The organism is Hyphomicrobiaceae bacterium (genome assembly GCA_041397645.1).
In the GTDB taxonomy this organism is placed as follows: Bacteria; Pseudomonadota; Alphaproteobacteria; order Rhizobiales; family Hyphomicrobiaceae; genus Hyphomicrobium_B.
The window spans coordinates 1276860-1301031 of sequence record JAWKWE010000004.1 but is presented as its reverse complement, the minus strand read 5'-3'; the positions used below and the strand labels follow the sequence as shown (position 1 = coordinate 1301031).

Annotated in this window: 19 protein-coding genes; 13 read left to right on the top strand and 6 right to left on the bottom strand. The window is 59.0% G+C overall.

The annotated features are described in order from the left end of the window. Positions 1-35: 35 nt before the first annotated feature. The 9 genes from R3D51_05980 (at position 36) to R3D51_05940 (ending at position 10735) form a co-directional block, all read left to right on the top strand. Positions 36-689, top strand: coding sequence for an XRE family transcriptional regulator (locus tag R3D51_05980; protein ID MEZ5899025.1), 654 nt, complete (start codon positions 36-38; stop codon positions 687-689). Between the two features lie 130 nt (positions 690-819). Next, positions 820-1722 carry a glutamine amidotransferase family protein gene (locus tag R3D51_05975; GenBank protein ID MEZ5899024.1) on the top strand — a complete coding sequence of 301 codons (903 nt, stop codon included), beginning with the start codon at positions 820-822 and terminating at the stop codon, positions 1720-1722. Positions 1723-1752: 30 nt separating this feature from the next. Next, a complete protein-coding gene (locus R3D51_05970; GenBank protein MEZ5899023.1) occupies positions 1753-2439 on the top strand; it encodes a GXGXG domain-containing protein in 687 nt (228 codons plus the stop codon). Then, positions 2439-3776, top strand: coding sequence for an FMN-binding glutamate synthase family protein (locus tag R3D51_05965; GenBank protein ID MEZ5899022.1), 1338 nt, complete (start codon positions 2439-2441; stop codon positions 3774-3776). The genes R3D51_05970 and R3D51_05965 overlap by 1 nt, the downstream gene beginning before the upstream one ends. A gap of 78 nt (positions 3777-3854) precedes the next feature. After that, the gene (gene glnT / locus R3D51_05960; GenBank protein ID MEZ5899021.1) at positions 3855-5162 is read left to right on the top strand and encodes a type III glutamate--ammonia ligase; all 1308 of its coding nucleotides are present in this window, start codon (positions 3855-3857) and stop codon (positions 5160-5162) included. Positions 5163-5347: 185 nt separating this feature from the next. Next, positions 5348-7075, top strand: coding sequence for a sulfatase-like hydrolase/transferase (locus tag R3D51_05955; GenBank protein MEZ5899020.1), 1728 nt, complete (start codon positions 5348-5350; stop codon positions 7073-7075). 119 nt (positions 7076-7194) lie between these two features. After that, positions 7195-8043 carry a PilZ domain-containing protein gene (locus tag R3D51_05950; protein ID MEZ5899019.1) on the top strand — a complete coding sequence of 283 codons (849 nt, stop codon included), beginning with the start codon at positions 7195-7197 and terminating at the stop codon, positions 8041-8043. Positions 8044-8192: 149 nt separating this feature from the next. After that, positions 8193-9368 (top strand): FIST N-terminal domain-containing protein, encoded by a 1176-nt coding sequence (locus R3D51_05945; GenBank protein ID MEZ5899018.1) that lies wholly within the window; start codon positions 8193-8195, stop codon positions 9366-9368. Positions 9369-9370: 2 nt separating this feature from the next. Further along, positions 9371-10735: a hybrid sensor histidine kinase/response regulator gene (locus R3D51_05940; protein ID MEZ5899017.1), complete on the top strand. Its 1365-nt coding sequence runs from the start codon at positions 9371-9373 to the stop codon at positions 10733-10735. A gap of 62 nt (positions 10736-10797) precedes the next feature. On the opposite strand, the gene R3D51_05935 is transcribed toward R3D51_05940, so the two are convergent. Then, positions 10798-11478 carry a response regulator transcription factor gene (locus R3D51_05935; protein ID MEZ5899016.1) on the bottom strand — a complete coding sequence of 227 codons (681 nt, stop codon included), beginning with the start codon at positions 11476-11478 and terminating at the stop codon, positions 10798-10800. A gap of 121 nt (positions 11479-11599) precedes the next feature. Next, positions 11600-12472, bottom strand: coding sequence for a glucose-1-phosphate thymidylyltransferase RfbA (rfbA, locus tag R3D51_05930; protein ID MEZ5899015.1), 873 nt, complete (start codon positions 12470-12472; stop codon positions 11600-11602). Between the two features lie 218 nt (positions 12473-12690). Between rfbA and R3D51_05925 the strand changes: the two genes are divergently transcribed. Next, on the top strand, positions 12691-13830 hold the full coding sequence (locus tag R3D51_05925; GenBank protein ID MEZ5899014.1) for a glycosyltransferase family 4 protein: 1140 nt from the start codon (positions 12691-12693) through the stop codon (positions 13828-13830). A gap of 7 nt (positions 13831-13837) precedes the next feature. On the opposite strand, the gene hrpB is transcribed toward R3D51_05925, so the two are convergent. Then, complete coding sequence (hrpB, locus tag R3D51_05920; protein ID MEZ5899013.1) at positions 13838-16315, bottom strand: ATP-dependent helicase HrpB; 2478 nt, start codon at positions 16313-16315, stop codon at positions 13838-13840. Positions 16316-16500: 185 nt separating this feature from the next. Here hrpB and R3D51_05915 point away from each other — a divergent pair, with 185 nt between their 5' ends. Further along, the gene (locus R3D51_05915) at positions 16501-17508 is read left to right on the top strand and encodes an NAD-dependent epimerase (GenBank protein ID MEZ5899012.1); all 1008 of its coding nucleotides are present in this window, start codon (positions 16501-16503) and stop codon (positions 17506-17508) included. Between the two features lie 25 nt (positions 17509-17533). Here the strand turns inward: R3D51_05915 and rpe are convergent, their stop codons facing one another. The 3 genes from rpe to R3D51_05900 all read right to left on the bottom strand — a co-directional run bounded on the left by rpe (position 17534) and on the right by R3D51_05900 (position 20262). Continuing rightward, positions 17534-18202, bottom strand: coding sequence for a ribulose-phosphate 3-epimerase (gene rpe / locus R3D51_05910; GenBank protein MEZ5899011.1), 669 nt, complete (start codon positions 18200-18202; stop codon positions 17534-17536). Between the two features lie 76 nt (positions 18203-18278). Beyond that, entirely contained in the window at positions 18279-19154 is an 876-nt protein-coding gene (locus tag R3D51_05905; protein ID MEZ5899010.1) for a phosphoribulokinase, read from the bottom strand. A 55-nt stretch (positions 19155-19209) separates the two neighbouring features. Beyond that, on the bottom strand, positions 19210-20262 hold the full coding sequence (locus R3D51_05900) for a class 1 fructose-bisphosphatase (GenBank protein ID MEZ5899009.1): 1053 nt from the start codon (positions 20260-20262) through the stop codon (positions 19210-19212). Positions 20263-20868: 606 nt separating this feature from the next. On the opposite strand from R3D51_05900, the gene R3D51_05895 reads away from it, so the two are divergent. Beyond that, entirely contained in the window at positions 20869-22659 is a 1791-nt protein-coding gene (locus tag R3D51_05895; GenBank protein MEZ5899008.1) for a type I secretion system permease/ATPase, read from the top strand. Further along, positions 22656-24077 carry an HlyD family type I secretion periplasmic adaptor subunit gene (locus tag R3D51_05890; GenBank protein MEZ5899007.1) on the top strand — a complete coding sequence of 474 codons (1422 nt, stop codon included), beginning with the start codon at positions 22656-22658 and terminating at the stop codon, positions 24075-24077. Before R3D51_05895 ends, R3D51_05890 begins: the two co-directional genes overlap by 4 nt. Positions 24078-24172 lie beyond the last annotated feature (95 nt).

Genomic DNA, 24172 nt, shown 5'->3' with positions numbered 1-24172 from the left:
CGTATTGACGGCCGTGCGCCAACGGTGGGCTAGGCATGGCAGAACATCGCAGCAAAAAGTCTGTAACTGTTAAAGAAGCAGAAGAACTCAACACTGGCTCCGGCGCACCGGGCGCTTCCACACGGACCCTTGAGCAAGCGATAGGTCTTCGGGTCCGTCAGCAGCGTAAAGAGGCGCAGCTGACGGTGGCGGAGCTTGCGGCTGCGGCCGAGATCTCTCCAGGCATGTTATCGAAGATCGAAAACGGACAGATCTCGCCTTCGCTCAACACTCTCCAGACCTTAGCTTCCGCGCTTAATGTGCCGATTGCACTGCTATTTTCCTCATTCGAGCAGCGGCGGGATTGTTCGTTCGTCAGGTCGGGAGAAGGCGTCATTATCCGGCGCCGAGGCACCAAGGTCGGTCACCAGTATCAATTGCTGGGTCATTCGCTCGGAGGCGACGTTGTCGTCGAGCCTTACCTGATCAATCTCACCGAGGATGCCGTACCTTACACGGCCTTCCAGCACGACGGCATTGAGTTCATCTACATGCTGTCGGGGGAGGTCGAATACGCCCACGCCGACCGCTCCTACCACCTCAAACCTGGTGACGCGATACTGTTTGACAGCGCGGCTCCTCACGGCCCGGTCAATCTGCTCAAAACACCGATGTCGTACCTTTCGATCATTATCTATCCCCGCAGATGACCCCTGAGCGGTTCTCGACCGCGCTGCACAATTTTCCTGCAAAGAAATTTATTTTCCCCCTAATTGACATTTGTCTGAAAGCTGCCTTAGGATCGCGCTCAATGTAGTCGCAACCGAAGGGCAAAATCCCATGTGCGGAATTGTCGGACTTTTTCTGAAGAACAAGGCGCTTGAACCCAAGCTGGGCTCGATGCTCTCCACGATGCTGGCCACCATGTGCGAGCGTGGTCCGGATTCGGCAGGCTTTGCTGTGTACGGCGCGACGGAGCCGGGCCAGGCCAAGATCACTTTGCAGTCCGCAAATCCTGACTCTGATTTTGCCGGCCTCGCCGACGCGGTTTCGAAAGTCATCTGCGCGCCTGCAAAGCTTGTGGTGAAGTCCACACATGCGGTGTTGACGGTTCCGGCGGCCAAGGCTGACGAGGCACGCGCTGCTGTTCGTGCTCATCATCCTTCGGTTCGCGTGATGGGAGCTGGCGAGGCTATCGAGATCTATAAGGAAGTCGGATACCCGACCGAAGTCTCCAAGCGCTTCGACCTTGAGCACATGAGCGGAACGCACGCTGTCGCACATACCCGCATGGCAACCGAGAGTGCCGTGACCACGCTTGGCGCGCATCCCTTCTCGACCGGTCCTGATCAGTGCCTCGTGCACAACGGCTCGCTGTCAAACCACAACAGCCTGCGCCGGGAACTCAAGCGCGACGGCATGACGTTCGAAACCGAGAACGACACGGAAGTCGCTGCAGCCTACCTCTCCTGGCGCATGAAGCAGGGCTTGAACCTGGGCCAAGCGCTTGAGAAGAGCCTGGACGATCTCGACGGCTTCTTCACATTTGTTGTCGGCACCAAAGACGGCTTTGGCGTTATCCGTGATCCGATCGCTTGCAAGCCTGCCGTCATGGCTGAGACCGACGACTACGTCGCTTTCGGTTCTGAATACCGTGCGCTCGCCAGCCTTCCCGACATCGATAAGGCGCGCGTTTGGGAGCCCGAACCCTCGACGGTCTATTTCTGGGAACGCAAGCACTAACACCTCCTCAAACGGGTAGCGGAAACGACAATGAGAACGATTGATCTGGCGGCAACGCCGTTACGTGAATTGAATCAAGCCCTGCATCGTCAAAAGGACGGAACCAACGAGGATTCCTGGGAGGTGCTCAATCCTCGCGGCGCTCACGCGGTTGCAGTAGGCGTCGACGCGCCCATCAAAGTCGAAGTCAAGGGCAGTGTCGGCTACTACTGCGCAGGCATGAACAAGAAGGCGACGATTACGGTGCACGGCTCCGCCGGCCCCGGCGTTGCCGAAAACATGATGTCGGGCCGCGTCACCATCAAAGGCGACGCTAGCCAATACGCCGGAGCCACCGGACGCGGCGGACTTCTCGTCATCGAGGGTAACGCTTCGTCGCGTTGCGGCATCTCGATGAAGGGCATCGACATCGTCGTCAAGGGCAACATCGGCCATATGTCGGCGTTCATGGCGCAGTCCGGCCATCTCGTCGTCCTCGGCGATGCAGGCGACGCTCTCGGCGACTCCATTTACGAAGCCAAGCTTTTCGTGCGCGGCAGCGTCAAGAGCCTCGGCGCTGACTGCGTGGAAAAGGAAATGCGCGCTGAGCACCACGAAGCGCTCGCGAAGCTACTCGAAAGCGCCGGACTCCAGGACGTGAAGACGAACGAGTTCAAGCGCTACGGCTCGGCTCGCAAGCTCTATAACTTCAACATCGACAACGCGGATGCCTACTGATGAGCTATCATAACCCCCCGACCACGCCGCGTAAGTCGTGGACCTTCGATGACTACACGCTGTCTGAAATCCGCCGTGCCGCACAGACCGGCATCTACGACATTCGTGGCGGCGGCGCTAAACGGCGCGTGCCTCACTTCGACGATCTCCTGTTCCTAGGGGCGTCGGTTTCCCGCTACCCGCTCGAGGGCTATCGCGAAAAATGTTCTACCAGCGTTACGCTTGGAACGCGCTACGCGAAGAAGCCAATCGAGCTGAAGATTCCGATCACTATCGCCGGTATGAGCTTCGGCGCGCTTTCGGCGAACGCTAAAGATGCGCTCGGCCGTGGTGCATCCCTCGCCGGCACCTCGACGACAACCGGCGACGGCGGTATGACGCCGGAAGAGCGCGGGCAGTCCAAGACCCTCGTCTACCAGTATCTGCCGTCGCGTTATGGCATGAATCCCGACGATCTGCGCAAAGCCGACGCGATTGAAGTCGTGGTCGGTCAAGGAGCCAAGCCTGGCGGCGGCGGCATGCTGCTCGGCCAGAAAATCTCCGACCGCGTCGCCGAAATGCGCAACCTGCCGAAGGGCATCGATCAGCGTTCGGCTTGCCGCCATCCCGACTGGACCGGCCCGGACGATCTGGAAATCAAGATTCTGGAGCTTCGCGAGATCACCGAATGGGAAAAGCCCATTTATGTGAAAGTGGGCGGCACGCGTCCATACTACGACGTTGCTCTTGCGGTTAAGGCCGGCGCGGACGTCGTCGTTCTGGATGGTATGCAGGGCGGCACCGCCGCCACGCAAGAAGTGTTTATCGAGCATGTCGGCTTGCCGACCCTTGCCTGCATTCGTCCCGCGGTTCAGGCGCTGCAGGATTTGGGAATGCATCGCAAGGTCCAGCTCATCGTATCGGGCGGCATCCGCACCGGCGCCGACTGCGCCAAAGCACTTGCTCTTGGCGCTGATGCCGTTTCCATCGGCATCGCCGCGCTGGTTGCGCTCGGCGACAACGATCCTGCGCTGGAAGCTGAGTACAACAAACTCGGCACGACCACAGGCAGCTATGATGATTGGCATGAAGGCAGGGATCCCGCCGGTATTACGACGCAGGATGCCGACCTTCAGAAACGCCTCGATCCGGTCAAGGCCGGCCGTCGTCTGGCCAACTATCTTAAGGTCATGACGCTCGAGATTCAGACGATTGCGCGGGCGGCGGGCCACAACAACATCCACAACCTCGAACCTGAAGATCTTTGCGCATTGACCCTTGAGGCAGCAGCCATGGCACGTGTGCCGCTGGCAGGCACCTCCTGGATTCCTGGTGTTACGGGAACGGGCGGCCTTTAAGGCCGCCCCTTTTTTTGACCTTCAGAACAAAACGCACAAATAAGCGCGCCACCGCGCAAACGATAACGAGGAAAAACAATGACCCAGAATCTCTCCGACTTCGCCAAGGAGCGCGGCGTCAAATACTTCATGGTCTCCTTTACGGACCTTTTTGGATCGCAGCGCGCCAAGCTCGTGCCCGCTTCGGCTATCGGCGATATGCAGAAGGACGGAGCTGGGTTCGCTGGATTTGCCACTTGGCTCGACATGACACCCGCCCACCCGGACATGCTGGCGATGCCTGATGCGTCGGCCGTGATCCAACTCCCCTGGAAGAAGGATGTGGCGTGGGTGGCCGCCGACTGCGTGATGGAAGACAAGCACGTCGATCAGGCCCCGCGCGTCGTTCTGAAGAAGCAAGCGGAAGAAGCCGCCAAACTGGGCCTCTACGTAAAGACCGGCGTCGAGTGCGAATTCTTCCTGATTTCCCCCGATGGCACCATGATCTCCGACCCTCAGGACAAGGCTTCCAAGCCTTGTTACGATCAGCAGGCCCTGATGCGCCGCTATGACGTGATCGCCGAAATCTCCGACTACATGCTGGATCTCGGCTGGGGCGCTTATCAGAACGACCACGAAGACGCGAACGGCCAGTTCGAGATGAACTGGAACTTCGACGATTGCCTGACCACCGCCGACCGCCATTCATTCTTCAAGTTCATGACCCGCTCAGTCGCTGAAAAGCACGGACTGCGCGCGACCTTCATGCCCAAGCCGTTCGCCGGCCTCACCGGGTCGGGCTGCCATGCGCACATTTCGGTATGGGACAAGAACGGCACCACCAACATGTTCTTCGATCCCTCGGATGAGATCGGCCTTTCCCAACAAGGCTACCACTTCCTGGGCGGCATCATGAAACATGCCGAAGCGTTGTCGGCTATCACCAATCCCACGGTGAACTCCTACAAGCGCATCAACGCTCCGCGCACGACGTCCGGTGCAACCTGGGCACCCAACTCCGTTACCTGGACCGGCAACAACCGGACGCACATGGTTCGCGTGCCGGGCAAGGGTCGTTTCGAGTTGCGTCTGCCAGATGGCGCCGCCAACCCTTACCTCCTGCAAGCCGTCATTATTGCAGCCGGTCTGGACGGTATCCGCTCGAAGGCCGATCCCGGCAAGCGCCTGGACATCGACATGTACCAGATGGGCCATACGGTGAAGGACGCACCGCGCCTTCCCCTCAATCTTCTTGATGCACTGCGAAATCTGAACGCCGACACAAGCCTGAAGGCGGCACTGGGCAACGAGTTTGCGGACGCTTACATCAAGTTGAAAACAGACGAGTGGAATTCGTATGCTTCCCACTTCACGCAGTGGGAGCGCGATCACACTCTGGATTGCTGATACGCAACTGCGCACCTCCAGCCTGTTTAACTTCAAGGCCCCGGTTCTTGCACCGGGGCCTTTTTTTGCGTTGCCATTAAAGATCAACTAAGCTTGCCCTATGCCTTGGCCTTGCCGCAAGGTTAGGTTCACATGATGCCGATGCGTCGGCTCAGGCGGCCGTCTCTCCAACTAAGAAATGTGGAATGAGCTACGAAACGAGCGAACAACGCCGCGTCTACGCCTTTCTATCAGATCCGCAAGAAGCCGCGGGTAAGATCGCGCCGCCTTTATCCTATGTGCTATCGGCGCTCATTGCGACTGGGCTTGCCTACTACCACTGGTTCTATGAAGGCTGGCGCGAGAACATCATTTTCGCCGCCTCGATCACTGCCGCGCTCGTTGCCGCTCTGACTCTGATAAGCCGGCGGCTGCTCATGTCGATGGCAACCGTTGCAGCGGTTGTTGCGATGATCGTGGTCGCCGCCGACGTCAAGCGCCGCTACATCGAGATGGTTCTGCACGCCTACGATGTCGTTTTCTACCTGACTTCATGGGCGACAATCCGCTTCTTATGGGTCGATCATCGCGCCTACCTGATCGCCATCATCGCTTCATTCCTGCTCACCGCCCTTCTCGCCCGAGTGCTCTACGTGTGGGACAGCACGCGAATTTCTCGCGTCCTGAGCGGCGGTCTTTTGGTGATTTTCTCTTGCCTGGCCATGTGGGCTTCGTACGCCAAGGGCGAGCGGCGAAATACGCTCTTTTATTGGGACAACCTCTACCTTTCGTCATTCTATGCGTCGTGGTCCGAGACGATGGAGACGCTGATGGAGGGCCAGCTTCTGGAAGCGCTGAAATCGCAAAAGAGGCCGTTGTTCACGATTCCCACGACCTGCCCGATGATGGAAAAGCCGCCTCACATCGTGCTGATCCATCAGGAAAGCGCGGTGCCGCCATCGCACTTCCCGGAGATCGCCTACGACCATTCGCTTGATCCCTTCTTTCGCTCCTTTGATGGGCAGTTGCACAAATTGAGGGTTGAGACTTACGGCGGCGCGTCGTGGCTTACCGAGTTTTCCGTGCTCGCCGGTGTTTCGACGTATTCATTCGGCGGCATGCGTACATTCGTGCAATCGCTCATGCAGGGAAAGATCCACGACACGCTTCCACAGGCGCTGTCGCGGTGCGGCTACCATAATTCCGTGTTCTATCCTGTGCCCAAAGACTTCGTGTCGAACGGACGTTTTTATGCTGCCGTTGGCATGCCCGAGATATACGACTTCAAGGCTCAAGGCGCTAAGCGCTTCAACGAACGCGACAAGTTCTACTACGCAAATGTGCTCTCCCACCTTCAGAAGCACATCGGGGAAGGCCCGACGTTCAGCTTCGTCATTACCTCGGCGACGCACCTGCCTTACAATTTCACTTATGAGCCCAACGAGACTGCTTCAGGCGGCGCACCGGGAACGGACCCTGAGATGAATGAGTACCTGCGCCGCCTTGCGATGGCGAAGATGGACTACGATGCATTCCGCGCGCAGTTGAAGGACCGCTTCCCCAACGAGCGGTTCCTGATCGTTCAGTATGGCGACCATCAACCCGTCGCGACTCGCACCTATCTGGGCTTCGACCAGTCGTTCGCCGCCGAGGACATGAAGCTCGACCCTGATTCCCCAGGCTTCGTTACCTACTATTCCGTCAATGGCATCAACTACACGCCGCCGCCTCTGCCTGCGGTTGACACGCTCGAGGTGCCCTATCTGGGAACGTTGCTGCTCGAAGAAGCCGGTCTTCCCCTGTCGCCCTCATACGCGGAGCGCTTGCGTCTTCTGGAACTTTGCGATGGCCGCTATTACACCTGTGCGAATAAAAGAGAGATTTTGAGCTTCCATCGAAGGTTGATGGATAGCGGCTTGGTCGAAGCCAGATAAATTACTAATAAATAGCGAAAATATCTCTCGTACAATTCACTCAGACCGCACAATCCTAACCAATCATTAGCGTGTAATTGCTATCTAAGGTTGAAGTTCATATTCAACCTTGGGTTCTCATGTCTTTTTCGACCGAACTGCCGCCCTGCCTTGATCCTTGGACCGATCCGCCCGAGGTGGAGCCTGCAAATCCACTGCTGGAAAAGCTCGTGACCGACTCTCAGGGCGCCGCGCTTCTGACGGCGGCAATCTCCAGCACCATCAACGCCATGAGCAAACCCGGCGTGATGTGCTCGCCGAGCGATCTTCAAAGCTACCTGCCTAACGCCAACGGGATGGCCCTCGCTTTGCGAATTCTTGAGCGACACAATCAACTGCCCGATGTGCATGATGCCATCTCCACGTTTGTCGCTGGCCTCGACCCTGCTTTGCGCGAGATGGAGCACTACTTCTCCGATTGCGGCATGATTGGCGTGGAGCGTGCGATAGCCCTCCACCAGCTTTCTCTCGCCCAGGTTTGGCGCCATGCATCCGATATCGCAGCCGAAGCCATCTGGAACCTCGACCGTTCGACCCAAGCCGCTCTCCCGGAACTTTACAATCTTAGCGCAGGGATTCTCATGCGGCTGCTCAATGCGGCAGCCCGGGGACAGTCGCCCTGCCTGAACGCCAACGGCCATCCATTCTTGCCCGCGCTACCCCAACGCCGGCGCGCAGCCAGACGCATCCTTGGCCAGCCCGCCACCGTGACGGTAGACCGCTGCACCCAGTACGCCTTCGTGCGCGACGTCTCGCAGGGGGGCATCGGTCTGGAGCAGGTAAATGGGCTCGTGGAGGGGGAAAATGCTGTCGTTGCCTTGTCAACAGGCCGCCGCTTCACCGGCACTGTCGTCTGGCAAAAGGCCCAACGGGCCGGCATCCGTCTCACCGTTGCGCTCAACCCTAACGATCCGCTGTTGTGGGGTTAAGGCCAATATTCTCCCTGCCGTTGCCTCCACTAGCGCCCCGTGGCAACCTTGCCGAAGCACCGCTCAAAGGTTTCCGGCCGTTCTGGCGACTGTCCGAATTGGCTCACTCAACGAGAAGTCGGCGGCGCGCTGCGAGGAACGCCCGATCCGTGTCTCAAGACTCTCATCAATCCACCTTGGCCGAATGCGGCATCCGCGTTGCGGCCACGTCACAATCGTCTACACGCGAGGCCGTGCGCGCCGTCAAGGCAGAGCTTGGAAACGAGCACTATCAGCACATCATCGCCTTCTTCTCGATCGAGCACGATCCGGTTCAGCTCGTCGAAGCATTGAACACCGCGTTCCCAGAAACGCCCATCTCGGGTTGCTCAACAGCGGGGGAATTCGGGCCGCTCGGGATGATGCAGGGCGGGGTTGTTTTGATCGCGTTTCCCGAAAAAGGCTTCCGTGTATTCTGCGAGGCAATTCCAGACGCCACGGCGCCCGGGGTCGAACGCGGCACTGAGATCGCGCGTCGACTGCGCACACAAGCTAGCGATGGAAACGATCGTGGAGTCATGGGGCAGATCTTCGCCTTGATGCTGACCGACGGTTTGGCCAACAAAGAAGAGGCGTTGACGGCTGCCGTTCACTGGGGTTTAGACGACATCGAACTGATCGGCGGCTCGGCGGGAGACGGTCTCGCATTTCGCAATACGGCTCTTGTTCATCGCGGACGCATCGTTCGCGCCAGCGCCTTGCTCTTTCTTATCGAGAGCGCCTATCCGTTCCGCGTCTTCAAGACCCAGAACTTCGAGCCAACGCCGATCAAACTGGTCGTGACCGCGGCGAATGCAGAAAACCGCATCGTGTACGAACTGAACGCGGAGCCGGCGGCGCGCGAGTACGCGGCAGCCATTGGATTGATGCCCGATGAGCTTGGCCCCTTCAGTTTTGCGTCATACCCCCTCGTGGTGAAAATTGGCGGCGATTACTATTGTCGCTCGATCCGGAACATGAACCCCGATGGGTCTCTGTCTTTCTTTTGCGCCATCGACGAAGGGCTTGTGTTCACGGTTGCCCGCCCTCGCGATATGCTGAAATCGACAATGGAGACACTGGAGCGGGTTGATCGCGATCTCGGCGGCACTGATCTGATTATAGGTTTCGATTGCATTCTGAGACGCCTTGACGCGGAAAGCCGGCAAGTTCGGCACAATGTCGACGAACTCTACAGGCGGTATGGCGTCGTCGGCTTCCATACTTACGGCGAACAGTACAACGCGATGCACCTCAATCAGACCCTGACCGGAATCGCATTCGGCAAGTCGGAAAGTGGGATCTGACAATGCCGGACGTCACCCTCCCTCCGAGACGGCACGACGCAGACGATTTCGAACGGCGCATCGAGAAGCTCACCAAAATCAACAATGCACTCATGCAGCGCGTTGAGCGCTCGATGGACCAGCAGGCGAATGCCTTTTCTCTTTTTCAGACAGCAATTGGCCTGGAAAACCAGATCCGCGCACGAACCGAAGAACTTAAGAGTGCGTTGTCAAAACTGGAGAAGGCGAACGAAGAATTGAAATCGGCGCGCGATGCCGCCGAACGCGCGAACCGTACCAAGACGCGATTCTTCACCGCTGTCGGCCACGATCTGCTTCAACCCCTACATGCCGCTAGGCTGTCTCTTGGCGAACTCGCAGATGCTCAGGAGCAAATCGCAAATCAGCGTCTCGCCGCCAATGTCTCCACCTCGCTGTCCGCCATCGAAGATCTGCTCACCTCGATCCTCGACCTTTCCAAGCTCGAAGCTGGCGTTCTGGTCCCAGCAGTGCAGCCCATAGCCCTCAACGCATTGTTTGAGCAGCTCATCTCCAACGTCCAGCCGATAGCGCGAAAAAAGGGACTTTTGGTCAGCTCACGGTCCGCGCCTCAGACGGTGGCGTCCGACCCCTTGATGCTTCGCCGCATCCTGCAGAACCTGCTCGCGAACGCGATGAACTACACACAGAAGGGCGGCTTGTTGCTTGCAGCGCGCATGCGCGGCGATCATGTTCGCATCGAGGTTTGGGACACGGGCCCCGGCATCTCCCCGCAGGAGCGCGAACGCATCTTCGAAGAGTTCCAGCGCGGCGTAGCGTCCGAACGGTCCGGGGGAACAGGCTTCGGCCTGGGCTTGTCGATCGTCAAGCGCATGTCGGAAGCGTTGAACCATCCTTTAGAGCTGTGCTCGCGCGAGGGTCACGGCACGCGGTTCTCGATCTGCGTTCCCACAACAGACGCCGCGCTGCCGACGCTAAACCCAGGACGCAACATCAACGGCCCAGCCAGCTACGGACGCATGGAGATCCCCGTCATTGTGATCGACAATGATCTTGCCGTTCTGGAGGCTATGCAGTCGCTTTTGAGTCGCTGGGGCGCGGACGTCCGCTTGGCCCGAGACTTTGACGACATCGGCGACATCATGGGCAAAGGTGCATTCAAACCGGCAATCATTCTGGCCGACTATCATCTCGATGAAGGCCTATCGGGACTTGACGCTGTAAAGCGAATTCGTGTTTTGCAGAACGAGGACGTACCGGCCATCCTCATCACCGCGGATCGCACCAATGAAACGGCTGAAGGTGCCCGCACGAGCCAGTGCGAGCTTCTGCATAAGCCGGTCAAACCGGCTGAACTGCGCGCACTTATGCAGCATCTCTTAAAATAACTGACGCGACGGCAGACCCACACTCACGACAGGGCATTCTCGGGAGGAGACCGCTGCGGGCGTCAGTCCTGCTCGTCTTCGTCACTTTCGAGGATGTTGTCGAAATCAATCTTCTGCGCCTCGATGACGGCTTGCGTGCGCGAAGAGACGTTGAGCTTGCGGAGAATCTCTGAAACGTGGGCCTTAACGGTCGTTTCCTCGATCTTCAATTCGTGCGCGATCTGTTTATTGAGCAAGCCCTGGCGAAGCATCTTAAGAACGCTGAGCTGCTTGGGCGTGAGGGTCTGCAACCGATGTGCAATGTCGTTCTTGACTGCACCTGTCTTTGAGGTTTCGACAGGGCTGTAGGCCTTGGGAAGCACAACTGACCCTTCCATCGCCTGTTGCAAGGCCTCAGCCAGTTCTTCTCGGCCCACGGATTTTGCGATGAAGCCTGCCGCCCCATAGCTCATGACTTCCTGAATAATGCGCGGATCTTCGAGCGCGGAAACGACCACAATCGGCATTTTGGGATAAAGGCCGCGCAATTCCAGCAAGCCATCGAAACCGCGCGTTCCCGGCATGGAAAGATCGAGAAGGACCAGATCGAAGCGAGTCTTGCCTTGCAACTCCACCTTGGCACTCTCGATGGAACTGGCTTCCACGGTTACGGCCTGCGGCATGGCCGATTTAATGGCGCGCTGGAGAGCCTCGATAAAAAGCGGATGATCATCGACGATCAAAAAGTTTCCCGCTTCTATCACCGTGGCTCTCCTTCGTGTTTGGCCGGCGCAATAGCCGGCACGCTCAATCACCTATCGATTGCGCTCAGCCCGCAGCGCCGTGACATCCCATCAGGCCGTTCCAAGTCTGTCCTTCGAACAATCAAAACTCGGAAAGAACCCCTTTGAGATAATTCCCATAGTCGTTCTTAGAGTAACGTTGCGCGATCAGACGCTCCAACTCGCTAGGTGTAATAAACCCTTGCCTGACCGCGATCTCCTCAGGGCTCGCCACCTTCAAGCCTTGCCTTTTTTCGATGGTCGCCACGTAATTTGCAGCCTCTAGGAGACTGTCGGGCGTGCCGGTATCAAACCAGGCATATCCCCTTCCGAGGCGTTGGACGTTGAGATCTCCACGGGCGAGATAGGCGGCGTTGACGCTCGTGATTTCCAGTTCACCGCGCGGTGAAGGCCGCAAGTCCTTGGAAATCGCTACGACGTCGTTGTCATAGACATAAAGCCCGATCACAGCCCAATTGGACTTTGGTCGCATGGGCTTTTCCTCGATCGACGTCGCCTGCCCCGCGGAATCAAACGAAATCACACCGTAGCGTTCCGGATCAGAAACTTGATGCGCAAACACTGTCGCCCCTTTGTGCGGAACAAACGCATTGCGGACCAACTCAGACAAGCCATGGCCAAAGAAGATGTTATCTCCCAATACCATAGCGCAGGGGTCTTTGCCGATGAAACGCTCGCCAATTATGAACGCCTGAGCCAGTCCTTCAGGCCGCGGTTGTTCCGCATAGGAAAGATTGATGCCCCACTGCCGCCCATCGCCCAAAAGCCCGGCGAATCCCGGCAGGTCGCGCGGCGTGGAAATTACCAATATGTCGCGTACTCCGCCCAGCATCAGGACCGAAAGCGGATAGTAAATGAGCGGCTTGTCGTAGACAGGAAGGATCTGTTTGGAGACCGTAAGTGTCATCGGATAGAGCCGCGTTCCGCTGCCGCCTGCAAGAATGATGGCTTTCATTTTTCCCCTCGCGCATCCCCATTTGAGGTTTCGTCCAGAACCCTCGAATCCGAAACGTGAGCCCGGAAAGTCGCAAAATTCGCCATTATTCACAAGGCCGACGATCCAGCGGGGCCAGAGGAAAGGCGACGTGTTGACCATGCATGCGGCGGCGGCTACCGGTTTCTGTCTCCGGCGGCGAGCTGACCGGAAACCCCAACAGACACGGACCACCGCGAATGAGGCGACCAAAGATCCTCTATGTTGCGACCGAGGATTGGTATTTCGTCTCCGATACGCTTCCACTTGCCATGGCAGCGCGCGACACGGGCTATCACGTCTGCGTCGCCGCCAGGGCAAACGACAAAGCCGAAATCATTCGCTCCGCCGGGCTTGAATTTCATCCCCTCAACAAGATCTCGCGAGGAGCGACGGGGCTCGTGTCCGAGCCTCGAAGCGTCGCGGAACTCACGCAGCTCTATCGGATGCTCGCACCAGATCTGGTCCACCATATCGCACTGAAGCCCATTTTGTACGGCGCACTGGCTGCGCGAAGCCTCCCCCGCACCGCCCTGATCAATTCGGTTATGGGATTAGGCTACGTTTTCACTTCGCGAGCGGCAAAGGCCCGCATCCTGCGACCTCTAATGTCCGGCGCGCTCAGAGTCGCTCTTAGCCGACCGCGCTCGCGGACGCTCGTCCAAAACAAGGACGACCTGGAAGCGGTTGCGCGGCTGTCGCCCGGCGCGCGCTCAAAGCTCCGGCTCGTTCGCGGGTCCGGGGTTGATCCGGTAAAATTCTCGCCCACGTCCGAGCCCGCGAGCGTTCCAGTTGTTGTGCTGCCTGCGCGACTACTGCGCGACAAAGGCGTCGAAGAGTTCGTCGCGGCGGCGCGGCGGCTGAAGGAATTCGGCATCGAGGCGCGGTTTGCGCTCGTTGGCGAGCCCGACGCCGACAATCCAGCCTCCGTGACCCAGGGTGAGATCGAGAAATGGGTTGCGGAAGGCACGATCGAACATTGGGGATTTCGATCGGATATGCCCAATGTTTATCGCGAGGCTACCATCGTGTGCCTGCCTTCTTACCGCGAAGGGCTGCCGCGCGTGTTGCTGGAGGCGGCCGCATCAGGTCGTGCGGTCGTGACAACGGACGTGCCCGGTTGCCGCGACGTAGTGAGCAGCGGAGTGAACGGCTGGCTGGCGCGCCCACGCGACGTCAATACGCTCGCGGACGCCCTGCGGTCCGCCCTCACGGACTCCGTCCTGCGCGCGCGATACGTGGCAGAAGGCCGACGCCAGGTCGAGGAGCACTACGCGGCTAACATCATCATCGCGCAGACTTTGGCGATCTACGAGGAACTTCTGCACGCACTCAATTGAAAGCGACTTATCTCGCACGCGGCTTAGCGCGCGTGGTGGGAAGGGCATTGGCAGGATCGTCAGGCCAAGGATGCTTGGGATATTGACCGCGCATATCGGCTTTGACTGCGGCCCAAGATCCTGCCCAGAAGCCGGGCAGATCGCGGGTAATCTGAATAGGCCGGTGCGCAGGAGACAAAAGATAGAGCGTCAACGGAAGCCGCCCGCGGGCAATCGCGGGGTGCTCCTTCAAGCCGAACAACTCCTGCACGCGGATATGCAGGGCCGGAGCGCCCGCGCCTTCATAGTCGAGCGGGTGCCGATTGCCCGTTGGCGCCTCGAAATGCGTGGGAGCTTCGGCATCAAGCCGCTGGCGCGCTGACCAGGGGATCAATACATCGAGCGCGGCGGCAAGATCATCGCAACCGATGTCTGACAGGCGCTGTTTACCTTGTAGAAACGGCTGCAGGAACGCGCAACCGTCTCGCGTCAACGCTTCATCGGAAAGGTCCGGCCAATCCTCGATGCTCGCCAGCCTTAGAAAGGCGACGCGGGCCCGTAGTTGCAACTGCGCTTTGCTCCAGGGCAAACGTTCTACGCCGAGTTTTGCAATGCCCTGGACTAAAACGCCAGAAGCGTCATCATTCGCCGAAATTGCACGAGGCTTCGCGTTCAGTGTGATGGCACCAAGACGGCGCACTTGGCGCGCACGAACGCTTTCAGCGTCGACGTCAAACGTCAACTCATCGCGCGTCACGATGCGCGCACCGGCGATCTCGGCGACTTCCTGCTCATCGGTTTGCGCGGCAAGCAGTATGCGGGTTGCAGCCGCCTTGCCTTGCATCTCGCCCACCACGAGAAACGGTGCCCGCGACAGATGAGAAGCCGCATCGACAGTTCCCGCGCGGCCATTGGCGAGCAGAAACTGTCCCGCAGGACCGCGCGCCTTGGCGATCCGTTCTGGAAAAGCCAAAGAAAGGATTGCGGCCGGCGACAGGCGGTCCGATCCATTAGATTTGGATTGCGAAACATCAACGGCCGCACTCTTGGCCCAGCCGAGTGCAAGGTGACGCATATCCTGCGCGCGACGCCCCCGGTCACGGCCGAAAGTCTCCAAACGAACTGCGAGGTCGACATCGTTGCCACCGATGCCACGCTCGACCAAAACCGCCGCGATCATCGCAGCCGTTTCCGCTTCGCCACGCTCGGCGGCCGCGAGAACCATGCGCGCCAAACGCGGCGGCAATGGCAGAGAACGCAAGCGACGGCCGATGCTGGTGATATGACCATCGTCATCCAACGCGCCGATCGCCATCAGATCGTCGCGCGCCGCTTTGATAAGGCCCTCGGGTGGTGGGTCTAGCCAACTAAGCGCGGCCGGGTCGTTCGTTCCCCACTCGGCGCAGTCGAGCAGAAGCCCGGAAAGATCGGCGGATTTGATTTCTGGCTCGGCGAAGGCGAGAAGGCCCTGCGTCTCCGGCTCATCCCATAGCCTGTAGCAGACACCGGGTTCGGTACGGCCAGCGCGCCCTCGGCGCTGATCTGCCGAAGCACGCGACACGCGCACCGTTTCCAGACGCGATACGCCGACGTCTGGTTCATAGCGCGCGACTCGCGCCAGCCCGCTGTCGATAACGACGCGCACGCCTTCGATCGTGAGAGAGGTTTCAGCAATCGCCGTGGCAAGGACGACCTTGCGACGGCCTCGCGGCGGCGGCGACACAGCACGATCTTGCGCCGCCATATCGAGAGCACCGTACAGCGGTGCAAGCTCGACAGAGGGGTCTTGCAACCGCGCTTCAAGACGTTCCGCGGTTCGCACTATCTCCCCTTGCCCCGGAAGGAATGCCAGGATGGAGCCGGTTTCCTCGCGCAAGGCCCGCATGACGGCATCCGCAACGTCATCCTCGATGCGTGCCGCCGTGCGGCCGAGATAGCGCGTCTCAATAGGGTAGGCGCGGCCTTCACTCGTTATAACGGGACAGCCTCCGAGCAGAGAAGCGACACGCGCGCCATCCAGGGTTGCCGACATTACGAGCACGCGCAAGTCCGGCCTCAGTGCGCTTCTGGCGTCGAGCGCCAAAGCTAATCCAAGATCTGCGTCGAGCGAGCGTTCGTGATATTCATCGAACAGAACCGCGCCGACCTTGGAAAGCTCCGGGTCATCGAGAATCATACGGGTGAAGACGCCCTCGGTGACGACTTCCACCCTGGTCTCAGCCGACACCCGCGAGGCAAGTCGCGCGCGCAGTCCCACGAGGCCCCCGAGCTTGCCACCGGTCTCCCGCGCCATGAACTCGGCTGCCCCACGTGCCGCAATCCGGCGAGGCTCCAGTACGATGATCTTCCTGTTCTCAAGCCAGGGCGCGTCAAGCAAAGCCATCGGTACGCGCGTGGTCTTGCCAGCCCCGGGCGGAGCCACAAGAACGCCAAGGCCGCCTTCGGCAAGAATGGCGCGCACGTCCGACAGGACGATATCGACGGGAAGCGGGTTGGCGAAGCGCATGATGGTGCGTGAAATCCTGGGGTCGCCCCGCGGGAATATCGGGCTGCGAACGGCACCGCAAGGGATAACCGTCTGTCAAATCAGGCATCGACAACCATCCGCGCGAAAATATGTGCCGGCGCTGTTGCGCATTTGGCAACGATCATGTTGAAGAATTGCAGCTGGAGAACGCAATAAGGGTAAACATGAAAGTCTTGGTGACAGGCGCCGCGGGCTTCATCGGCTTTCATACGTGCAAGCCTCTGCTTGAACGGGGCGACGAGGTCGTCGGTATAGATAATCTCAACGCCTACTACGACGTGCGCCTTAAAGAGGATCGGCTCGCACAGCTAGAGGGAACGCCTGGGTTCCGCTTCATCAAATGCGACATTGCCGATCGCGACGTGATGGCCAAGCTGTTTGCAGCCGAGAAATTCGATCGCGTCGTCCATCTGGCGGCTCAAGCGGGCGTTCGCTATTCGCTACAGAACCCGCATGCCTACGCCGACTCCAACCTGCAAGGCTTTCTCAATATCCTCGAAGGCTGCCGTCACTCCAAGGTCGCCCATTGTGTGTTTGCGTCGTCAAGTTCGGTTTACGGCGCCAATACCAAGATGCCGTTCTCTGTTTCGCAATCGGTAGATCACCCCATCAGCCTCTACGCCGCCACCAAAAAGGCCAACGAGCTGATGGCGCACACGTATGCGCATCTCTACCGGCTACCAATGACGGGACTGCGCTTCTTCACCGTCTATGGTCCGTGGGGGCGTCCAGACATGGCGCCCTTCATCTTCACAGGCAAAATTCTCGCTGGCGAACCGATCGATGTATTCAACGAAGGACGCCAAGCACGCGACTTCACCTATATCGACGACATCGTCGAAGGCGTCGTTCGCACCATGGACAAAATTGCAGAGCCTGACCCTGCATGGTCGAGTGATGATCCCAACCCCGCAACCTCGCGCGCCCCCTACCGGATCTACAACATCGGCAACAACAAGCCGGTGCCATTGGAGCACTTCATATCGCTGATCGAGAAAGAAACCGGACGCACCGCGAGCAAGAACCTTCTTCCCGCCCAGCCGGGCGACGTGCCGATGACTTATGCCGACGTCGATGCCCTGACCGAAGCGGTTGGCTTCAAACCCTCAACATCGATCGAGGATGGAATGAAGCGCTTCGTAGCCTGGTATCGCGACTACTACAAAGTCTAGCGGACGACGATCCCAGCTATACGCCTCAGCTTTTCGCGCCCTTGCGGATGGCCGCGATGTTCTCGGCATAGGCCTTTTGCGTGCCGCCCTTAAAAACCGCCGAGCCCGCGACGAGCACGTTTGCACCAGCTTCAACAACCAGCGGCGCGGTTTGCGGCGTGATCCCGCCATCGACCTCGATGTCGATTGGCCGGTCGCCAACCAATGCCTTTACCCGGCAGATTTTTTCCACAACGGCGGGAATGAAAGCCTGTCCGCCAAACCCCGGGTTCACCGACATCAGCAAAATGAGGTCAAGCTGGTCAAGCACGTATTCGATAACGTTCTCCGGTGTTCCCGGATTGATCGAAACACCAGCTTTCTTGCCAAGCGCCCGGATCGCCTGAAGAGAGCGGTGTAGATGCGGGCCAGCCTCTGCGTGCACGGTAATGATATCCGCACCAGCATCCGCAAAGGCGGCGAGGTAAGGGTCCGCAGGTGCGATCATCAAGTGCACGTCGTAGATCTTTTTGGATGCGCCGCGCACCGCTTTGATGACCGGCGGACCAAAAGTGATGTTGGGCACGAAATGGCCGTCCATGACATCGCAATGGATCCAGTCGGCGCCAGCCGAGTCAATGGCGCGGATTTCCTCACCAAGACGACCGAAATCTGCCGACAGGATGGACGGTGCAATGAGCAAGGGGCGCGTCACGACGAATGACCTTTGACTTGTTGAACTTTCAAATTTCGGGGCAACACTAGCCGGATTCGAGGGGACCGGAATAGCCTCACCAGGCGCGACGCTTACGCTCCACCAGCTGCATGATCAACGGGGTGAGGATCAGCTGCATCCCCAAATCGAGCTTGCTGCCTGGAATAACGATGGAATTCGCGCGCGACATGAAGCTGTCTCCAATCATGGAGAGCAGATAGGGGAAATCAATGCCGCGCGGATCCCGGAAGCGGATGATGACCATCGATTCATCGGAGGTCGGGATCCAGCGGGCGACGAAAGGATTAGAGGTATCGACGGTCGGCACGCGCTGAAAGTTGATGTCGGTCTCTGTAAACTGCGGACAAATGTAGTTCACATAGTCTGGCATCCGCCGAAGAATGGCGTTCGTGACTTCCTCGGTTGTGTATCCCCGATGCGCTCTGTCGCGGCTGATCTTCTGTATCCACTCCAGGTTGATCACGGGCACAACGCCAATCTTGAGATCGGCATAGCGCGCCACGTTGACGTCCTCGGTGATAACCGCGCCGTGCAGGCCCTCATACAGCAGCAAGTCCGTGTCGGGCGGAATCTCTGCCCATGGTGTGAAAGAGCCGATCGGCACCCCCACGCTCCTGGCTTCCTCCTCGTCGTGAACATAAACCCGCGTGCGTCCGCGCCCCGTTTCCGAATAGCAGCGAAACAGCTCCTCCAGTTCGGCAAAGAGGTTCGCCTCTTCGCCGAAGTGCGAAAAATTCTGGTTCCCACGGGTCGCGGCCGCGTCCATGGCGGCCTCCATTTCCTCGCGATCGTAACGATGGAACGCATCGCCTTGGACGAATGCAGCGTTGACATTCTCTCGGCGGAAGATGTGCTCGAACGTGTGTCGCACCGAGGTCGTACCTGCACCCGACGAGCCTGTAACGGAAATGATGGGAAACTTAGTCGACATGGGATTTTCGATTTTTCGATAGCGTTGAATTGCTGATTGAAACGCGGGGCACTCGTCACCAGGCCCTGAACAAGCCGCGTCGGCCAAAGAGCGGATTGTGTTCACCTTTCAGGAAACTTCCGCCGTATAGCCGTGCGAGATGATCGACCTCTTCGCGAGATCCGCAGATCAACGGCGTTTTCTGATGCAGCGATGAAGGTACCATATCAAGAAGCCGGTCGCGCCCGGACGTCGCCCGGCCACCGGCCTGCTCCACGAGCCAGGCTATCGGGTTGGCCTCATAAATCAGCCGAATGCGACCTGCATGAAACCCTTCACGAGCATCGCCCGGATAGATATAGATGCCGCCCCGCGACAGAATGCGGAAAATGTCGGCAACAGGCGATCCCGTCCAGCGCATGTTGTAATCCTTGCCGCGCGGGCCGCTCACGCCATTCTCGCACTCATGAATGAAGATGCGCACGGGTTCGTCCCAGTAGCGCGCATTCGACGAATTGATCGCATATTCGTTCGTCGTGGGCGGGATCGCCACGTTCTTGTGCGTAAGAATGTAAGAATTGGTGCTGCGGTCCAGCGTGAACACGTGCGTCCCCGATCCCACCGTAATCGCAAAGACGGTTGCAGGACCATAAATCACCATGCCAGCAGCCAGCTGGTAGGAACCGGGCCGCATAAATGCAGCTTCGCCCTTGGCTGCCGGGTGGCGTGGGAGAATCGCAAAAATCATTCCGAACGATACGTTCGCATCTACATTCGATGAGCCATCGAGCGGATCGGCTGCCACCAGAAGCGGCGCGTCGTCACGAAGTTGCAGAGGCTCGCTCAACTCTTCCGAGGCGAAGGCCGCGACGGGACAAGACCTTAACGCCGCGATGATGGCGTCGTTTGCTATGACATCGACCTCTTTCTGCTCGTCGAACTTTCCCTCGCGCGCGGTTACCTTGCCCAGCCTGCCAAGGAGCGCGCCCTTGCCGACCCGCTCCGCCATCTGGATGCTCGCAGCCGCGAGCGCATTCACGGTCTGGGCGATGCTCAGACGGCCCGACAGCTCCATGGCCCATGACAGCAAATACTGCTCGAGGGTCACCGACCCCGGCGGTTGTTCCACGTGTTGAATACCCTTTTTGATGATCCGCAGGACCTTCGCAGGCGGACTTGGTTCGCCCTGCCTAAATTCTAATCCAACTTTCGTAGGAGACGCGAGCTGGTTGTGAAGGCGAACGCAGCAAGCCTTAAGACGACGCGCGTCAGCCGCCTGAGCCCTCCTCCGAATGCCTACCAAATCGTATAGTTGCTGCAGCACACAAAGGCGCCCTCTCGCTCGGTGGAATTTGCCGCCTCATACTTTCATAAACGAGCGATCATTCGACCCACCGTTCGACATACATCCAAATAATACATCTGTCTTTCAGTACGTTATCAGGCGCATCGATGAAGGTGTGGTTGTCGCCCCTCCGCACAGAACCGTCGCCACGTTAACGAATCATCGCCTCCTATGAGCAAGCGCAGAGGAACGAAACTTTAAGGTTCAGGGGACAAAGCTTGGCCTGTCAGTTCCGCATGAGCGATTCGCTTGAATTGACACAGTCGAAGCAGGGAGGGCCGTGACGGCCACTTTGCTCACTCCCGAGCTTACCCGCGTTGTTGCGTCCGCGTGGTTGCGTCCTTGCGTCAAAAAAATGAACCGGATCAGGGCTGAATCGAAAAGGGCCAAATGGCTAGTCAACCTCAGTCTGCCCGCGGGCAGATCAAGAACCCCATAGTTACGCTGCTGGTCGAAAACGCTCCGGTGCTCACTAGCGTTGCGGTGTTCTCCGGCGTCATCAACGTGCTCGCGTTGGCCGGTTCGTTCTACATGCTGCAGGTCTACGACCGAGTCCTGCCGTCGCAATCCATTGCGACACTCATCGGCCTTTCGGTCCTCATGGTCGGTCTTTACGCGATCAATGGTCTGCTAGAGTACTTCCGCTCGCGCATCATGATACGCCTCGGTACGCAGATCGACAAAACGGTCAGCCCGAAAATCTTTCACGCGGTTCAGATCCTACCGCTGCGCAGCCGCCACGGTGGAGACGGCATGGCGCCATTGCGCGATCTCGACACCATCCGCTCTTTCATGGGTGGCCTTGGCCTGCCAGCTCTCTTTGATCTTCCTTGGATCCCGGTCTACTTGTTTTTCGTCTACATGCTGCACCCCTCGTTGGCGGTCATCGCGGTATTTGGTGCGATCATCCTCATTGCGCTAACGCTGGTCACCGAGCACCGAAGCAACGCACCCTTGAAAAATGCGGCACAAGCGGGTGCTCAACGCATGATCATCGCAGAGCAGGCGCGGCGTAACGCAGAAGCCATCTACGCAATGGGCCTATCGCCCCATATCGGCGCACGCTACGCAGCCCTCAACGACAGCTATCTCGCCTATCAGCTCAAAGCAGCAGACGCTTCCGGCGGAATCGGAAACCTTACGAAGGTCATCCGCATGGTGCTGCAGTCGTCGGTTCTAGGATTCGGCGCCTACCTCGTCGTCAAGAACGAGATTTCGCCCGGCTCTATCATCGCCGCCTCAATCACAGTCTCGCGCTCGCTTGCTCCAATCGAAACGGCTATCGCGCATTGGAAGGGCTTTGTGTCCGCGCGTCTCGCCTCTCGCCGGATCCACGAGCTGATCGGTGCGGTCGGCGATCTCGATCAGAAAGTGGTAGCGTTGCCTGCTCCCAAACATCAGCTCGCCGCCGAGCAGGTCTTCGTGGCCCCGCCGGGCACCAAGGATCCTATCGTCAAGGGCGTCTCCTTCTCACTTGAGCGCACCGACGCGCTCGGCATCATCGGTCCCTCAGGCTCCGGCAAATCGACCTTGGCGCGCGCGCTCGTCGGAGTGTGGCGACCGATAAACCCGGCGAGCGCTATCCGTCTTGATGGCGCGGAAATCGGCCAATGGACGCCAGACGAGCTCGGCAAGCACATCGGGTATATGCCGCAAGATGTTGAACTCTTCGACGGCACCATTGCGGAAAACATCGCGCGCTTCGATGCGAACGCAACCAGCGAAGCCGTTGTGAAGGCGGCCAAGGCCGCCGGCGCCCACGAAATGATCGTCCGCCTGCAAACTGGCTACCAGACGCGTCTTGGAGAGGGCGGTCGCTCGTTGTCGGGCGGCGAGCGTCAACGCGTGGCTCTTGCTCGCGCGCTTTATGGCGATCCATTCCTCGTCGTTCTCGACGAACCCAATGCAAGCCTCGACGCTGCAGGCGATGCGGCTCTTACCGAAGCAATCCTTTCAGTGCGCCGTCGCGGTGGCATTGCCATCGTCATTGCGCACCGCCCATCGGCGCTCGCCGCCGTCAACAAGGTACTCGTGATGGCCAACGGCCAATCTCGGGCGTTTGGGCCAAAGGACGAGGTGCTGCGCTCCATATTGCAGACCGTCCCGCAGGGCACCGGCATACCTGAGGCGCAAGATACCGAAAACAGCGAGATCAACCATCAGGCGAAAGATAGCGCATGAGCAGCACCGCCGCCCCGAAGATTCCCACAGGCCAGATGATCCCGACAGGCCAAGCTCTTTCGCTCGGCCAGATCGCGGCCCCGGGTCAAAAAATCCCGTCGAGCAAGACCGAAATGGTCAAGCTCGACAGCAGCCTCATTTCCGTAAAGCGCTACGTCGTGTTCGGATTCGCCACGCTCTTCGTGTTCATCGGCGGGCTCGGCGGCTGGGCGGCAACAACGGACCTTTCGGGTGCCGTCATCGGGCCCGGAACCGTGGTCGTCGCCTCAAGCGTCAAAAAAATCCAACATCCGACTGGCGGTGTGATCGGCAAGATTTTCGTCAAGAACGGCGATCATGTAAAAGCCGGTGAAGTCTTGATCCGCCTGGACGAGACCATCACGCGCGCACAGCTCCAGGTCCTCACCAAGCAGATGGACGAATTGAGCGGCCGTCAGGCGCGCTTGCGGGCAGAGCGCGACGGAGCCAAGAGCGTTGAGTTCCCACCGGACCTTCTCGCGCGATCCTCCGACCCCGATGTCGGCCATATCATTACAGGTGAACGCGCACTGTTTGACAGCCGCGTGCGTGCCCGCGAGGCTCAGCAGGCACAGCTCACCGAACGCATCGCGGGGCTAAAGGAAGAGGTCTCCGGCCTTACCTCGCAAGCCGACGCAAAAGCGCGCGAGTTGAGCCTTATTGGCAAGGAACTCGCAGGCCTTGAGACACTTGAGGCGCAACGGCTCGTGCCGACGTCGAAGATGATGTCGATCCGCCGCGAGGGCGCACGCCTTGAAGGCGAAAAGGCGCAACTTCAAGCCGCAGCCGGCACCTCGCGTGGCAAGATTGCCGAGATTGAGATGCAGAAGCTCGGCGTCGAGATCGAAGCGCGCAGCGACATCATGAAGGATCTTCGCGAGACCGAAGGCCGCCTCGTCGAGCTGACCGAACGTAGCACCGCGGCTGAAGATCAATTGCGCCGCGTCGAGATCAAGAGCCCGGTTGATGGTGTTGTTCACCAATTGAACGTTCACACCGTCGGCGGCGTCATCAATCCCGCCGAACAGCTCATGCTGATCGTGCCTGCCGACGACCGCCTCATTGTGGAGGCGAAAATCGCGCCGCACGACATAGATCAGGCGCGCATGCATGAGAACGCAACGATCCGTTTCCCAGCCTTCAACCAACGAACGACGCCAAGTCTGGCCGGCCGCGTGCGTGACATCTCAGCTGATCTGACCAAGGACCCGCAGTCGAACATGGCATATTTCACCGCGACGGTCGAAATTCTCGATAGCGAAATGACGAAGCTCAACGGCCACAAGCTGGTGCCGGGTATGCCCGCGGAGGTGCAAATCGCCACCACGTCGCGCTCCGCCTTGTCCTACCTCGTCAAGCCGTTGGAAGATGCATTCGCCAAGGCATTCCGCGAACGCTGAAAACCTGCAGGCAATCGCTTCTGCTGGCACCTATCGAAACAAAAGAGGCGGGCTCTGTGCCCGCCTCTTGTATTTTCAGCGTCTTGCGCTCCGGA

Coding starts and splice junctions, on each gene's coding strand:
- R3D51_05925 (MEZ5899014.1), top strand. CDS start 12,691: ATGAGGCGACCAAAGATCCTCTATGTTGCGACCGAGGATTGGTATTTC.
- R3D51_05975 (MEZ5899024.1), top strand. CDS start 820: ATGTGCGGAATTGTCGGACTTTTTCTGAAGAACAAGGCGCTTGAACCC.
- R3D51_05955 (MEZ5899020.1), top strand. CDS start 5,348: ATGAGCTACGAAACGAGCGAACAACGCCGCGTCTACGCCTTTCTATCA.
- R3D51_05915 (MEZ5899012.1), top strand. CDS start 16,501: ATGAAAGTCTTGGTGACAGGCGCCGCGGGCTTCATCGGCTTTCATACG.
- rfbA (MEZ5899015.1), bottom strand. CDS start 12,472: ATGAAAGCCATCATTCTTGCAGGCGGCAGCGGAACGCGGCTCTATCCG.
- R3D51_05970 (MEZ5899023.1), top strand. CDS start 1,753: ATGAGAACGATTGATCTGGCGGCAACGCCGTTACGTGAATTGAATCAA.
- hrpB (MEZ5899013.1), bottom strand. CDS start 16,315: ATGCGCTTCGCCAACCCGCTTCCCGTCGATATCGTCCTGTCGGACGTG.
- R3D51_05890 (MEZ5899007.1), top strand. CDS start 22,656: ATGAGCAGCACCGCCGCCCCGAAGATTCCCACAGGCCAGATGATCCCG.
- R3D51_05965 (MEZ5899022.1), top strand. CDS start 2,439: ATGAGCTATCATAACCCCCCGACCACGCCGCGTAAGTCGTGGACCTTC.
- glnT (MEZ5899021.1), top strand. CDS start 3,855: ATGACCCAGAATCTCTCCGACTTCGCCAAGGAGCGCGGCGTCAAATAC.
- R3D51_05940 (MEZ5899017.1), top strand. CDS start 9,371: ATGCCGGACGTCACCCTCCCTCCGAGACGGCACGACGCAGACGATTTC.
- R3D51_05905 (MEZ5899010.1), bottom strand. CDS start 19,154: ATGTCGACTAAGTTTCCCATCATTTCCGTTACAGGCTCGTCGGGTGCA.
- R3D51_05895 (MEZ5899008.1), top strand. CDS start 20,869: ATGGCTAGTCAACCTCAGTCTGCCCGCGGGCAGATCAAGAACCCCATA.
- R3D51_05980 (MEZ5899025.1), top strand. CDS start 36: ATGGCAGAACATCGCAGCAAAAAGTCTGTAACTGTTAAAGAAGCAGAA.
- R3D51_05950 (MEZ5899019.1), top strand. CDS start 7,195: ATGTCTTTTTCGACCGAACTGCCGCCCTGCCTTGATCCTTGGACCGAT.